Annotated in this window: 13 protein-coding genes; 4 read left to right on the top strand and 9 right to left on the bottom strand. The window is 33.2% G+C overall.

Going from position 1 to position 15094, the window contains the following annotated elements:
- Positions 1-71: 71 nt before the first annotated feature.
- The 4 genes from BUE22_RS05050 to BUE22_RS05035 all read left to right on the top strand — a co-directional run bounded on the left by BUE22_RS05050 (position 72) and on the right by BUE22_RS05035 (position 3934).
- Positions 72-989, top strand: coding sequence for a phytanoyl-CoA dioxygenase family protein (locus BUE22_RS05050; RefSeq protein ID WP_073393990.1), 918 nt, complete (start codon positions 72-74; stop codon positions 987-989).
- 177 nt (positions 990-1166) lie between these two features.
- Positions 1167-2162 (top strand): SDR family NAD(P)-dependent oxidoreductase, encoded by a 996-nt coding sequence (locus BUE22_RS05045; protein WP_073393989.1) that lies wholly within the window; start codon positions 1167-1169, stop codon positions 2160-2162.
- 140 nt (positions 2163-2302) lie between these two features.
- Positions 2303-3148: a helix-turn-helix domain-containing protein gene (locus BUE22_RS05040; RefSeq protein ID WP_073393988.1), complete on the top strand. Its 846-nt coding sequence runs from the start codon at positions 2303-2305 to the stop codon at positions 3146-3148.
- 222 nt (positions 3149-3370) lie between these two features.
- Entirely contained in the window at positions 3371-3934 is a 564-nt protein-coding gene (locus tag BUE22_RS05035; protein WP_124020508.1) for a tetratricopeptide repeat protein, read from the top strand.
- 39 nt (positions 3935-3973) lie between these two features.
- On the opposite strand, the gene BUE22_RS23570 is transcribed toward BUE22_RS05035, so the two are convergent.
- From BUE22_RS23570 to BUE22_RS04990, 9 genes are all read right to left on the bottom strand, one after another.
- Positions 3974-4498: a hypothetical protein gene (locus BUE22_RS23570; RefSeq protein ID WP_124020507.1), complete on the bottom strand. Its 525-nt coding sequence runs from the start codon at positions 4496-4498 to the stop codon at positions 3974-3976.
- Positions 4499-4853: 355 nt separating this feature from the next.
- Positions 4854-5144 (bottom strand): hypothetical protein, encoded by a 291-nt coding sequence (locus tag BUE22_RS05025; RefSeq protein ID WP_042563456.1) that lies wholly within the window; start codon positions 5142-5144, stop codon positions 4854-4856.
- Positions 5145-5176: 32 nt separating this feature from the next.
- Positions 5177-6538: a S41 family peptidase gene (locus BUE22_RS05020; RefSeq protein ID WP_084540226.1), complete on the bottom strand. Its 1362-nt coding sequence runs from the start codon at positions 6536-6538 to the stop codon at positions 5177-5179.
- A gap of 52 nt (positions 6539-6590) precedes the next feature.
- Positions 6591-7385, bottom strand: a complete 795-nt coding sequence (locus tag BUE22_RS05015) for a hypothetical protein (RefSeq protein WP_073393986.1) — start codon at positions 7383-7385, stop codon at positions 6591-6593.
- A gap of 57 nt (positions 7386-7442) precedes the next feature.
- The gene (locus BUE22_RS05010; RefSeq protein WP_073393985.1) at positions 7443-8297 is read right to left on the bottom strand and encodes a T9SS-dependent choice-of-anchor J family protein; all 855 of its coding nucleotides are present in this window, start codon (positions 8295-8297) and stop codon (positions 7443-7445) included.
- Between the two features lie 83 nt (positions 8298-8380).
- Entirely contained in the window at positions 8381-9691 is a 1311-nt protein-coding gene (locus BUE22_RS05005) for a hypothetical protein (RefSeq protein WP_073393984.1), read from the bottom strand.
- A 422-nt stretch (positions 9692-10113) separates the two neighbouring features.
- The gene (locus tag BUE22_RS05000; RefSeq protein ID WP_073393983.1) at positions 10114-13347 is read right to left on the bottom strand and encodes a TonB-dependent receptor; all 3234 of its coding nucleotides are present in this window, start codon (positions 13345-13347) and stop codon (positions 10114-10116) included.
- Between the two features lie 140 nt (positions 13348-13487).
- Entirely contained in the window at positions 13488-14327 is an 840-nt protein-coding gene (locus BUE22_RS04995; RefSeq protein ID WP_073393982.1) for a FecR family protein, read from the bottom strand.
- Positions 14328-14492: 165 nt separating this feature from the next.
- The gene (locus BUE22_RS04990; protein WP_073393981.1) at positions 14493-15071 is read right to left on the bottom strand and encodes an RNA polymerase sigma factor; all 579 of its coding nucleotides are present in this window, start codon (positions 15069-15071) and stop codon (positions 14493-14495) included.
- Positions 15072-15094 lie beyond the last annotated feature (23 nt).

Raw genomic sequence — 15094 nt, 5'->3', positions numbered from 1 at the left:
TCAAATAGCTTATTTTTGAAATTACTAAAAATTAAACAACCAAACTTCAAAACATAAACCACCAAAAAACCATGCCCTGGACTATTCTTGAAAAATTATGGGAACGTACTTTGCATCCCTCCGGCCATACTTCTGCAAACACTGCCCAAACCTGGGACAGTGAAATTAAAACTTTATATCAATTGGGTATTAGTATAGAAGATGTTTTGCAGTTTTTGTATTTTGAAAAACCTGATTTTGAAACCTTTAGAATCTGGGTTACGAATAGGTTAAAAAATGAAAATACTAATATTGAAGATTTTGAAGATAAAGTGCTTTCAGAACAAGATCTTCAATTTTGGAATAAAAATGGTTATGTGATTGTAAAACATGCTATTTCAAAAGAAGATTGTAAAGAAACCCAACAAGCCATTTGGGATTTCTTAAAAATGGATCCAAATGATAAACAAAGCTGGTATAATAGACATGAGGATCAAAAAGGATTAATGCTTAATTTTTCGAATCATGAAACTTTAAACAAAAACAGATTTTCTCCAAGAATAAAAAAAGCTTACGAGCAACTTTATCAGACAGACAAAATATACAAAACGATAGACAAAGTAAGTTTTAATCCTCCCGAAACCAAAGATTTTCGTTTTTTAGGAAGTCCGCTTCATTGGGATACCAGCTTAAAACAACCTATAAAATTTGGATTGCAGGGACTACTCTATCTTAGTGATTGTGGTATTAATGATGGTGCTTTTCATTGTGTTCCGGGATTTCATAATACTATAAATGATTGGCTAAATGATCTTTTGCCCAATGAAAATCCAAGAGAAAAAGCTTTAACCTTAAAAGCTGAACCGATAATTGGCGAGGCTGGTGATTTTATAATCTGGAATAATGCGCTGCCACATTGTGCAACGCCAAACAAGGGCGAAAAGCCAAGAATGGTTCAGTACCTTACCTATTTACCAGATGATTATGATACTTATGGAGAATGGCTGTAGCTATTTCAAAAGTTTACTTATTTCAATACAATAAAGAGTAGCAAAATTTATTCTAACAATATATTTAATTAAAACAAAATGACATTTTAAACAAAGTAAAATGACATTTTGAACAAACTCATTGCTTTAACTTACCGATAACTTTGCCTTATAATAATCAACTAAATATTATAAGAAATGGAAAGTAATAATTATCAGGGAGCAATGCAAAATCCGGTTGGTTCGGGATTTAATGCACAATCAACAACAAATGATGTAATAAAAGGAATTGATCTTACAGGCAAAATTGCTATTGTAACCGGCGGAAATACAGGCATTGGTTTAGAAACTGCCAAAACCCTTGCCTTTGCCGGAGCAACTGTAATAGTGCCTGCCAGAGATATTGAAAAAGCAAAAAAGAATTTACAGAATGTACCCAATATAGAATTGGCAGAAATGGACTTGATGAATCCTGATTCTATAGACGCATTTGCACAAAAGTTTTTGCAGTCAGAAAGGCCTTTGCATTTACTTATTAATAATGCAGGTATTATGTGGGTTCCTTTTCGAAGAGACAATCGTGGTATCGAATCGCAATTGGCTACAAATTATTTAGCTCAGTTTCAGCTTACAGCGAGATTGTGGCCTGCATTAAAAAAAGCCAATTCTGCACGGGTAATAAATGTATCATCGCAAGGACATCAATTTGCTCCTTTTAATTTTGATGATCCTAATTTTCTACACAGGGAATATGAAACTTTACAGGCATACGGACAATCAAAAACAGCCTGCAATTTATTTGCTCTTGAGTTGGATACTCGTGGTAAAGAATTTGGTGTAAGGTCTTATTCTCTTCACCCGGGATCTATCAATGGAACTGAACTTGGCAGGGAAGCATCATTAGAATTATTTCAAAAAATGGGTTTCTGTGATGCAAATGGTGCTATTTTGCCGGAGATTTTAGCCAACTTAAAAACGATTCCACAAGGTGCTGCAACAACTGTTTGGTGTGCAACAAATGCTCTTCTGGATGCTGTTGGAGGTGTTTACTGCGAAGATGTTGAGGTCGCTCCTATAGCAACAGAAACGTCAATGTCTTCTGGTGTAAAACTATATTCGCTGGATGAAGATAATGCCAAACGTTTATGGCTACTTAGTGAAAAAATGAGTGGAATTACATTCAAGGTTAGCTAATGAAATTAAAATAATGTTGTCGGCTTTACTGGCGGCAACATTATTACAAATATAATTTTAATAAATTTGGTGTATGTGTTTTCCAAATAACTATTGATTTAGTCTCTTACATTTTTATAAAACTTAATAATCGCAGACAAATGGAATTTGAGGCAAAATATATTACTCCGGACATTAAGCTTTCTTCTTATGAAGACAAGTTTTTTAAATCAGATATCATATTCGATCAGCATATGCTGGTATGGTTTATTTCGGGGGAAACAAAAATTGTTCAGGCAGATACTATTCACATTTTTAAAAAAGGAGATATTTTTCTTATTCCCAGAAATCAATTGGCCACTATTATCAATTATCCAAAAGATGGTGAGCCGCACAAAACGGTGGTAATGCATTTAACTACTGCCAGACTTAAAGATTTTTATGCAAATCTCGATATTAAGCCCAAAACTTCAATCTCTCCAAAAATAAACCATTACAATAATCATCCCTTATTAGAAAGTTGTCTTACTTCATTGATTCCGTATTTTGATATGACAGCACTTCCGGAAGATATTGCTTCACTCAAAATAACCGAAGCGATCACTATTTTGAGAACTATTGATAAGGAAATAGATAATATTCTCGCAAATTTTGAGGAACCCGGAAAAATTGATTTAGTACATTTTATGGAACGCAATTTTATGTTTAATATGCCATTAGACAGATTAGGATATTTAACGGGTCGCAGTTTATCGACATTTAACAGAGATTTTAGAAAGTATTTTGGTACTACTCCTCAAAAATGGCTCACTGCAAAAAGATTGGAATTAGCACATTATGAGCTAACAAAAAACAAGAAAAAAGCCATAGATGTTTGCTATGAAGTTGGCTTTGAAAACCTTTCTCATTTTTCTTTTGCCTTCAAAAAACAATTTGGTTATACTGCCTCAGAATTAGTTACTGCCAACCTGAATGTATTGACTAAAAATGGAGATTTGATTGTGTAAAACAAATTTTCGCTTATCTCTTTCATAGCAGTAGATCGCGCGACTATTATATTCTAAAACAATGTTTAACAATACTTTATAATCGGTTTTTTTTCAAAATATTATATTTTATCTGAACAATAAACTCTAAATATTCCAAATTTTAATTATCTTTAAATCCTCCCCAATTTTATAAATCGTTTCCTTGCTATTACAATTATGACCAACCAAAAACCAAAAGATATGAAATGGTTCAACAATTTAACGCTCGAAAAAATTAGAGGAAAATTTTCAAAATCTATTACTGCCGGCGAAGAATCTGTTCATTTTGAAAAGGGAAAAGAACTTTATGCCGCAAACCAGTTTCAAGAAGCTATTATTCATTTAGACAGCGCTATTAATTCAGGTTCTTATCATGAAGCTTACAAGTTAAAAGCAAATTGTCTGCAAAAAATGGACTATCATTACAATGCGATCGAAGATTTTGACAAAGCAATTGAAGAGAATCCTCTGGATTTTTCGAGCTATTACAGTCGAGCGGTTTCTAAAAAAGCTATTTTTGATTTTACCGGACAAATTGAAGATCTACATAATGCCATTTACTACTATAAAAAGAATACAATTTTAGAAAATTCGATATTAAGATCGTTTGAAAGTGATCTTTTATTTGCTAAGATGAGCATTGACGGACTAACAAAAAATGCTGCTGAAATTGCCAAAATTCCTTCTTTGGAAATTAAATCACTTATTACAGATTCATTACATCTTATCAAACAGGTAAAGTTAAAAAATGCAGCTGTGAAATAGCTATAAAAAAAATAAGCCCTGAAATTCAGGGCTTATTTTTTATTTTTTCTTTTTCGATTTTGACTTCGATTTTTTAGCTTTCTTTTTAGCAATTTTTTTCGCTTTTGCTTTATCTTTTGCTTTTTTCGCTTTAGCTTTCTTTTTCGCTTTAGCTTTTTGTTTTGCTTTTTTAGCTTTGTCTTTCTTTTTATCCAGTTTCGCTTTTTCTTTTTTCTTAGCTACTTGTTTTTTCTTTTTCTCTTTTTCTTTTTCCTTTTCTTTCATCTTTTTATTCTTCTTTTTAGTATTAGATTTATCTCCTTCTTCTGAAACAATTTCCTCAGTTTCTGTTGAAACTTCAGGAGAAATCGCTTCTTCTTTTTGTTCTGCTGTTTCTGTTGTTGAAACTGTCGATGTTTTAGCAACTTTAGCAGCGGGTTTCTTTTTTGTATTTGCAGGTTTAGTTTCAGTTTCCTCGGCAATTATTTCATTTCCTGCTTCAACATTGGTTGTGTTTTCATCAGTAGTAATCAAATTGCTATTTTCTGTTTGGTCCTGAGTGTTTGTAATGTCTTTTTCTTTCATGCGGCATGTATTATTTTAGGATTTTACGTGGTTTTTAGCATTAAAGTTATCTTTACTTTATTTTAATGTTATCAAATTATTAACAAATATACTGTTAATACACATTGTCCAATGTTAAGCTTTTAGTTTGAGTGAAAGCTTAACATTGAAAACCTTAAATAATTGATAATCTGAGCATTTATATTTTATTATAAACTTCTTTTTTGACTTTAAAAGCAATCAAAATTAAAAGTGGTATAATAAATATTATAACATTTATATCATGATATAAATAAATTTTGAATAAAAACAAGAGGTAATCCTGAAAAAGGTTAAAAAGACAAAAACCACTTAAAAATTTTAAATGGTTATTCAATTAATTAATAGTATCATTTTCGTTTTGCATCGCCGGCATTAATTTTCGGATGCTTTTGTTGATGATGCTGCGTGTAGATTTTTTTTTGAGTTCATAATCTCTGGTGCATTTCTCCAATTCGCCAAATAAGATTTGGAACTTGTCATAAAGCAAGTCAAGTTCTTCCATTGCCTTTCTTGTTTTTACATCTTCTGTCTCTCCTATTTTGTCGCCGGCAATTTTTGACATGTACTCAAATTTACGGAATGCGGCCAATAAAATTCGATGTTCTGCAGAACTTATTCCTTGCATAGTAATTCTGGATATTGAATGGAAATTTTAATTTACGGAGTAACCAATAACGGATCGGCATCGGTATAAACTTTTGAAAGCGGTAATGCGTGCGATTTCACCATTTTTGCTTTGCCTGCGTTTCCTGATATTGCATTTATAGCTGTATTTAATAAAATTTCAGAACGATTTCCTAACGCAAAAACCTCAGGATTTTCAAGTTCATCTGCATTAATTGAAGGATTTATTCCCGCAGCATAACCTCCTTCGTGCTTTGCATTAAATAATTTATAGATAGAAGGATATAAAACCCAGTCTTTTTTGCCCGAAATTCTGTCATCTTCTACAGGAAATCCCGCAACGTCTTTACCAACCGTTTTCTCGCCTATTGTAATTACATTTATAAACGGACTTAGGTTGTTTATGATTATTTCTGAAGCCGATGCAGTATGTTTTCCGCATAAAATATATACTTTTTGAATATTTGGATGCGTGTTTTTAAGCGCTTCAAAACTTATATTTTTTTCATTACTTTCTAATGCCTGCTGAAAAGATTGTTTTACAATACCACCGTTTTTATTTCCTTCAAACTCAATAAACAAATCACCTGATTTTATGTTGGGAGCCAAAATAATACTTAACGCCGTTGCCGAAGCTATATCTCCTCCGCCGTTGTAGCGAAGGTCTAAAACTAATTCTGTTATTTGTTTGTTTTTTAATTCCTGAAAAGTCTGCAGGAATAATTTGGCCATACCAACATCAAAATGCGGAATTTCAACATACCCAATCTTTGTGTTTCCATTTGTAATAACCTGGCTTAAAAGTGGCTGTGTAAACGAGAAACCCTGAGAAATAGCAACTTGTTTTTCATTGTAAAACCCCAACTGTGCTGAGTATGAAATTAATTTTAAATTTAATTGCGTTGCTGCTGTCATATTTTTGTAGAGGCTGTCGTAATTATTTAAAGTCAATTCGACACCATCAACACTTGTGATTAATTGTCCTCTTGCCAAACCATTATTTTTGGCCGGAGAATCATACAATGCATATAAAATTACCCCGAGAACCTTGCCTTGATATTCTATAAACGAAATATCAAATCCAAATTTTTGCCGCAGGCTTTTTGGTGCGGTTTCCGGTAAAGCGGGATGCATTGCATACGAAAAAACATCATCTGTTTTTAATAACCTTGCAAAATACTCTTTGGGATTTACTGATAAATCGCCCTGATTTGGCATAGCGTCATTCCAACGGTAATATTTTTTCATTTGCCCGTACATCCATTCATTGGTGTATTCATTTGTTCCTTCTGTGTAAACCTGCTCCGGATCATCTGAAGAGCAGGAAGAAAGAATGATAACTTCTATCAAAAGAATAATGCCATAAAAAAGATAGCTTAACGCTTTATTTTTCATTTTAAAATCTATAAATATGAATTCAATTTTATTATTCCTGATATTATTTTCTTTATTTAAAAACAAAATAATCTACCAAATTTAAATTTCCGTCTACGCTGGCAAAAGCACCGTTTGCGTCTTGTTTTTCATCTAAAACTATTAGTTTAGATTTGTTAACAGACATGGTTAAAATAACGATAACTTTTTTTCCCGGAACGTACGATTCTGTTGTTCCGTGTTTTACCAATTCCATTAAAATTGTTGGAGGCGAACTATACGGAAATTCAATAAAAGAACTAAATTGATCTTTGTTGATATTCTCAACTTTGCCAATTGTCTGGCCGTTAATTTTACGCAGGATTCCGTCAAGATTCCCTTCATATCCGCTTTTAGAATATAAATTTTGAGTAGGAAATATAAACTTATAACCCGTATTTCCCGTTTTACTTAAAACCCCTGGCTTTATTACTGAAATGTTCTCTATCCAGATATTTTCTTTTGCAAAAAATGAAATTGTATCAATGGTTTTTTCGGCAGTAAAATTATAGCTGCGAAAAACTTTTTTCGTTACTTTATCCGTTATTTCAAAAGTTTTTGCTTTATCCCCAAAATAAATAAACTGATACTCTGTCTCAATTTTTTTTGTGAAAGCCGTTTTTTTATCTTTCTCTTTCCCTATTTCAATAAGTTTTCCGTTTACATTTATTTGTATAGAATCATTCAGGGCGCTATAACCTGTTATAACGACTTTTCCGGGTACATTGGTTTCTGTACCATAATACGGAATCAATTCGTCGTTGGTACAAGATTCAAAAAATGCAATTATGATAGAGAAAATTAATACTCTTGTCAAGATATTCTTCATATTCAGTTTTATTTATTGTAAAGGTTTTAAGTATCGGAAATCATAAAAATTCCAAATTTATTTTTTGATGAATTTTAATTTTTTAGAAACACCATTGTTAGAAACTGCAAGGAAATAAAAGCCTTGTGGCAAATCGCTAACTGATAAATTTTCTGGTTTATATGGAGATTCTTTAACTAAAATTCCGTTTGAATTATAGATTTTTAATGCTGTTTCTTCGTTTTGGTATTGTTCTGCCAATTGCAATTGTAAACTTTCCTGAACCGGATTTTGATTTATTCTGCAAACTTGCGATTCTAGTGTTATATCATCAACTCCTAAAAGTGACTCAGCAACAATAGATATTTTATCAATTTCGTAACCTATGAATTGTTTATCTTTAATAGTACCAAACGCTATGTAAACTGCCGTTTCACCCTTAAACTGCGAAATATCAACTGTATAATCTTTAAATTCTGCTTCTTCAGTTGATGTTCTTTCTAAGGTTATTGTACTTATAAGTGTAAATGTAGTAGGATCCGGCGAAGTAGAACCATATACAAAAAGATCTTGATTACTATCAAAAATACTAGGTTGTGCATGTAGAGTTAAGGATAGTTTTCCAGAATAAAAGGAAGCATCTATGGCAGGTGATATTGCAAAATTATCTTCTGTAGTGGGTAAATATCCTAATGTAGCAAAATCTATATTATATGTACCTAAAACATCAACATTACCACCTACAATAGCACCTGTATTTGGATCAACCTGAATGTTTTTTCTTGTAAACCAATTGCTGCCATTTCCATCTCTGTCTAATAAAGTCCAGTCAGAAGCATCGGCATCATCAAAATCATCTTCCCATATTGTAAATTGAGCAGATGCTATTGTTGTCATCATTATAAATAATACTAAAAGTAGATTTTTTTTCATTTTTTAAAATTTTAAATTTTATTTTAAAACATGGGCAGATACAGATCTGCCCATGTAGTTTTAATAATTAACCTCTGTATAAATTAAAAATTAGTAAACTTTGTCCAAGTGTTAGTCCAAAGAGCCTCAGTTTTAAATGCACCTGTATTACCTGTTAAGTTAAGCGCGCCATCATTAAAGAAAGGCTGTGTAAGACCCCATTTTGGAGCTGGATTTGCAGTTGAAATACTTGTACCAAGACCTGAGAAAGTTGTTCCAGTTGGCAGAGCTACATTATCAAACCCGTGGATTGATACTCTTAAATAAGAAGAGCTAGCCTGAGTTGATGGAGCTTCATATCTAACTCCTGTGTTGTATCCTGTAACGGTTGCATCAGTTAAACTTATTTGTCCTAATCTGCGTACGTGAATAGCATTTTCGTATAAATCAGCAACTGTAGTTGAGCTTACACCAATAATTGACAATTGATTAAGAACAGGACGTGTAATGATACCAGTTGTAGCAGGTGTTCCTGAAGCATTATTATCTAACTCAATACCGTTAGAATCTGGATTTCCGCTGCTCAAACTGTGGCTAGAATTACTATCAGCAATTGCAATCGCTTTTGTAATTGTACCTGTGTAACCAAAATCGAAATCGAAGTTATCATCATCCGGAGCAAAAGAAACTAAATGTGTAGCACTTACTGTTCCTCCAAAAAATTCGAATGAATCATCTCTTCCGTAAGATACCTGAATGTGGTTAACTGTTGTACCAGAACCAACTCCACCAAATGTTAATCCGTTGATTTCTATATCAGGAGAAGTAGTTATAATACGTCCTGCAAATTCGATACGAACATATTGTAAAGTTCCTGCATTATGAGCATTGTTAGAACCTCCATAGTAAAAATCAGAAACATTAGGCTGATCTCCTAATCCTTCTATAATGTTATTATCCAATCCGTTATTTACAACAGCGTCACCTAATATAACAACACCTCCAAAATCTCCAGGAGTAGCTGTAGTAGCAGCACCGTCTAATAAATTGTAACTTGTAAAAATAATAGGAGCAGTTGCTGTTCCTTGTGCATCAATTTTACCTGTTTTAGTAATTACAAGAACTCCTGTAGCAACTCCTACGGCTAAAGGTTTTGCCTTAATGAATGTACCTGCCTGAATCGTTAATGTAGCACCAGATTTTACACGAACTACACCTTCAATTTCCCAAACTTTATCGCTTGTCCAGGTAGTGTTTGTTGTAATATCACCACTAACAGTTTGTACTGTTCCAGGATATCCACTGTAGTCAGCACCAGCAGCTTTCATAGAAAAAGAAGAATCAGCAGTTGAATCATCATTTTGGCAAGAGCTCACAGCCAGAGCAATCATTGCACATAGAAAAAATTTTTTCATAATAATTTATTTAATGCTATATTTGCTGCAATTACAAACTAGGCCTTTGGAGAGAGCAGCAAAATATCTTTCCTCAGGTCTTTCTCTTTTTTGGTAAAGTTCTTTTCAATAAACGATCCCGCTTTACCATCGGGGTTTATACCTAATATTCCGTCTTTTACTCATAGGATTTTTTTAACGCAGTAAAAGGTTTGCTTTCCATTCTTCTAAAATTTATATCAAATTATTTAGAGAACATCTTAAAGTACTTTATTCCATTTTTGCTTCATGCACTAAACAAAAAAGAAATCTAATACTTACAACTAAATACATTAGCGTTTGAAAAATCAAAATATCATCCCCTGATTTTATTGTTAACGGTTTCTTAATATGCATAACAATCACCGCCATAAAGCACCAAAATCTTCCTGATTATTAAATATTTAAAAGGAATAATTAATGGATATACTTATCGTTCTTCCATTTTTTGCTTTAAATAATTCCTGATCAATATCCTGATCGAATTTATCTGTCGCTCCGGCTCCAAGAGCAAATCCCTCCCTTGGGTTAGATCCAATAGGAACGTCTTGTCTCTTACTGTAACTATTAAAGTTGTTGTAGGTTTCTATACTGGTATCAAACAGGTTTTTTAGACTGCATTTTACTTCCAGGTTTCTTTCTTTAAAGAATTTATAACTCACCTGCGCATCTGTTATACCATAAGGTTTACGAATTTCCTCGGCACCGTATTCAAATCCCACCAGTATATATTGATCGCCAACCGCACTATGCTTAATACTAAATCCTAAACGCTCACCCACATAGTCTAAACCAAAATTATAACTGTAGGGCGATTGCCCATACAATGGTCTGTTTGCCTCATACAGAATACCAGATCCGTCTAATCTTTGATACGATCTTACCTTGGTAGAATTTACAGTAGCGTTACCGTTAATAAACAAGTTTTTTAGGGTTTGGCCTTCGCCTAAAAAGGAAAGACTTTTATAAAATTCTACTTCAAAACCCCAAAGTTTAGCGTCATAGGAGTTTATGTTATAAACATTTCTTTCTAAAGATGAACTTAATGCCCCAACACTTTCAATAGGATTATCGATATCTTTATGATACACACCAAAGGACAAAATTTCGCCACCGGAAGGAAACCATTCCATTTTAAAATCATAATTATTGGCAACACTTGAAACAATTCCACCGGTATAATTATAAATAAAATAAGAACGAATAGGATCAAAATATGGGATGTTCAAACGTTCTGCAAACTGAGGGCGTAAAACAGATCTGTTATACCCTAATCGAACATTCATTTTATTTGTAGGGCTAATAATTAAACTGGCTGAAGGTAAAAACTGCCATAACTTATCATCTTTTTGTTCTTGTTCAAAACTACCAGAATCTATAGACTGACTTTCAATTTGCGTGTAAAGGTAACTTTCTGCTCTGGCGCCCCAGACAAAGCGTACAAAGCGGCCCATTTTATTGTCAAGCATTAAAAACGGCGAATGTACTTTGATATCTCCAACATATTGATTACCATATTTAAAGCCGCCAAACCAACCATAACCACCGTAGTAATAGTTTGATCCGTCTAAAAATTCTTTCAGTGAACCATAAATATTTCCTCTGTCGGTTTCCTGACCAAAGGTTTCTAATTTAACGGATACCTGTTGATTGGTTGCTTTTTTATAAGTCCCGAAGTATCCGGCTTTGATATCGTTTGTAAAAGAATCACTAAAATTAAACGAGTATTTAAAATTAATAGCCGCATTATAATCAATCTCATCATTTTTAAAATTACTTCTTCTAATATTTTGGGTTGCATTATAAACATCGTAATAAACTAGTATATCGTCACCAATTTTTCTTCGATCCATATTTATAAATGTGGCGTCTTTAGTGTCTTTTGTAACATTTCCGTAAGCACCATACCAGTTGATTTCAAGCTTATTAAACTTGTGATTTCCTTCAATTTTATTCTGAATAAAAGTCGTATAAACCGGATAATTAGTCTCTGCCGTTCTGGCCAATGTAGTTTTATCCAATATATCATCAATAGGAACTCCATTATCCCAGCCAGTAATCTGGGTTAATTGACTGTTATAAATGTGCATTACAGTATTACGAGCTGTAATTTTATGATTATCAAACTGAATTGCCGCATTAAACATCCCGCCCAAAGTGGAATTAAAATTATAAGTAGCTCCGGAATTCTTAAACCCGTATTTGTTAAAGGTAGAATAGGCCACAGTTTCGTTTTCTGCCGAAAACTCTGAATTGCTTTTGTATTTCCCTCTTTCTGTATGCTCAATATCTAATTTTTCCTGCGTATTCTTAAAAATTAAAGACCCTGTAAATCCCCATTTATTATTGTCTTGTAATTTATAATTTCGTCCAATACCAAATTGAAGTGTAGTACCGGGAGCCGCATACGTTTTATAAGTAGTTAAATTATCCTCTGTAAATTGTTTTGATTCGCGGATAGAAATATTCGGATCTGCTGCATCACTTTTTACATTTTGCGCAGTAAGATTGTCAGCACTGGGAAAATCACGTCTTCCATCATCAAATCCCCAATAATCATAATCGCCTTCCTGCTTTGTAAGTCGTTCTTTAAACGTGCTTCTGCTATTGTATGAAGTACTGATAGAAAAATTGGTGAAATTTTCTTTTGGAATGTCCTTTGTTTTTATCTCCACATAACCTCCGGCAAAATTCGCGTACATATCCGGAGTGGCCGATTTGCTCACCACAATACTTTCTACAATCGAAGTTGGAATAATATCAAAAGAAAAGTTTTGCTGATAGGCATCTGTACTTGGCAGGGCAATTCCATCCATAACAGCCTGGTTCCATCTTTCGCCCATAGAACGCACCACCACGTATTTATCACCCACAGTTGTTACTCCCGTGATACGTTTTAATGAACTTGCCACATCTCTGTCCGGCGTTCTGGCAATTTGTTCCGCAGAAATACCATCAGAAAATTGAGGCGCTTTTTTTTGCTGCAGCAACATTCCTTCAACCGAAGCCGTTGCTTTTTTATAATCCTGAATAATCACGACTTCTTTCAATGATTGTGTATCTTCTTTTAAGGATACAACCAATGGCGTTTCCTGATCTTCAAGTACTTTTACACCGGTAACTTTTTGTGTTTGAAACGAAATAGCGCTAATCTCGATTGTATAATCACCCGGTTCCAATTCCAAAACATAATTACCATCAATATCAGACTGCACGCCATAATTAAGACCTGCGACTTTTATATTTACGCCCGGGAGCGAAAGTCCGTTTACATCAACGACTTTACCCGTTACTTTTCCTTTCTTTTTTTTTTTGCCCGTATCTTTACTGTTTACGGCTATATTATTTTGATTTCTTCTGAAATTTAAATTGGTCATACTTTGCAAATCCGTCAAAATTTCATCGATAGAAACATTGTCTTTTTTTAATGTAACCAATGGCAAACTCAAATCGAGATCTTTTTGATAGATAAACTGATACGGAGTCTGGGATTTTAAATTATCTATTATTTTTTGAGGCGTAGAATTTTTAAAATCAACCGAAACGGTGCCGGTTTGCGAATAAATAGTGTGCGTTCCAAAAAGGAAACCGAAAAACAAAATCCAAATGGCAAACTGCCTGGAAAAATCATTGTTCATAATTGATAATTGTTAGTTTATTAGAATTAATTTTAGTATGATATTTTGGGTTAATATTTTAAAAATATTGCAATACTTGCCTTGTAGCTCAAAGTTGATTTTGGCTAAAATGTTATTTTAAAATGTTTGTAATTTTATATTTAGTGACTAATGAGATAAGTCTTATTTCCTGTAGATTGAATCTTGATTTCCAATGCAAATGCAATAGTCTGCAGCATTTCATAAAAACCTTGTCTCGTATCCAGCGTTCCCTGCATTTTTAAGTTTCGTAAATCTTCATCGAGATAAGTCACTTCAAAATGATGATCTGTTTTCAACTTCGTAATCACCTCTTCCAGTGTCAAATCATCAACGTACATCAGCACTTTTTTCCATTTTGGTTCCAGCACTTTTGTTTTTTCTTTAAACACCATCGAAGTTCCGGCGCCATAAACGGCTTTGTCCCCGCGTAACAGGAAAACCGTGTTTTCTTCCGTTTCTACTTTTACTTTTCCGGTTCTCACGTTAACTTCCGGCTGATGGTGATCGTAGGCTTTGATATTAAAAGAAGTACCTAAAACAGTAGTTTTTATAGGTCCCGAACTAATAACAAATGGATGCGACGGATCGCGCTTTACTTCAAAAAAGGCTTCTCCTTTTAAAGTAATTGTTCTTTCTTTTCCTGTAAATTCCTTCGGATATTCAATTTCTGTATTTTCATTCAGCCAGACGCGTGTACCATCAGGCAAATTCAAAAGTCGAATATCTTTATTGAATGTTTTTGTCGAAGCAATTTCAATTTTAGCCTGAGGGATCAAACTATAAACGCCAATTCCAAGAACAAATACGGCACAGGCAACAGCTGTCCAATTATAAAAGTTTTTGTATTTATCAACAGTAACATTTCGAATATTCTTCCACATACGAGATGAAGTTTCACCAGGAAGAATTCCTCTGTTTGGTATTGCATTCCATTCGTCTTTTAATCTTTTTGACTTCATTACAATTTAAATGTTTGTTGTTGAAAATTAAACCTAATCTTATCGATACAACTACATTAGATTTCCAATGAATCAAATATCATAGGCTAACATTACTATTAACGTTTTCTTAATGTAAAAGAAGATTTGCAATAACATTATTGAATGCCCGAAGACTGCAGAATATTACAAAATCAGGTTTTGCTGACTCATAAAAAACAACGCAAACCAATACAATTCATGATTTTGCACCGAGTTCTTTTTAAGAAACTGCAGTGTTTTCGATATTTGATTCGCAACCGCACTTGGTGACATATTCATTTCAATGGCAATCTCTTTATAGCTTAAGTCTTCAAACCTGTGAAGGTTGAAAATTTTTCTTCTTTTTTCGGGAATTTGATCCAGTAATAATTGTATTTGTTCCAGCTTTAAATCAATATCATCGTCTGATTCTGAGGGAGAATCCAATTCTTTAATCAACTGTTCGTTTTCTACAGAAAAAATCCTGTTTTGCTTTTTATACCATTTCGAAATTTCTTGTTTCGAACTTTTAAATAAAATGGCTTCCAGACTTACGTTTGGGTCTAATTTTGTGCGATATTTCCAAAGATGAATAAAGACGTTTTGAGTAACATCTTCTGAATCTGCCAGTTGTGCAGTATATTTTTTTACAAAACAAAATACTTTAAAATGATATAAATCGTAGATTTCTCTAAAACAGGAATCATCTCCCTCTCGTAACCTTAATACCAAATTAGAACTCATGATGCAATTTTAATTGTTAAAGA

Origin of the sequence: Flavobacterium pectinovorum (genome assembly GCF_900142715.1) — a bacterium.
GTDB lineage: Bacteria > Bacteroidota > Bacteroidia > Flavobacteriales > Flavobacteriaceae > Flavobacterium > Flavobacterium pectinovorum.
The sequence above is the reverse complement of the archived record's forward strand: the minus strand, read 5'-3'. Positions and strand labels throughout refer to the sequence as shown.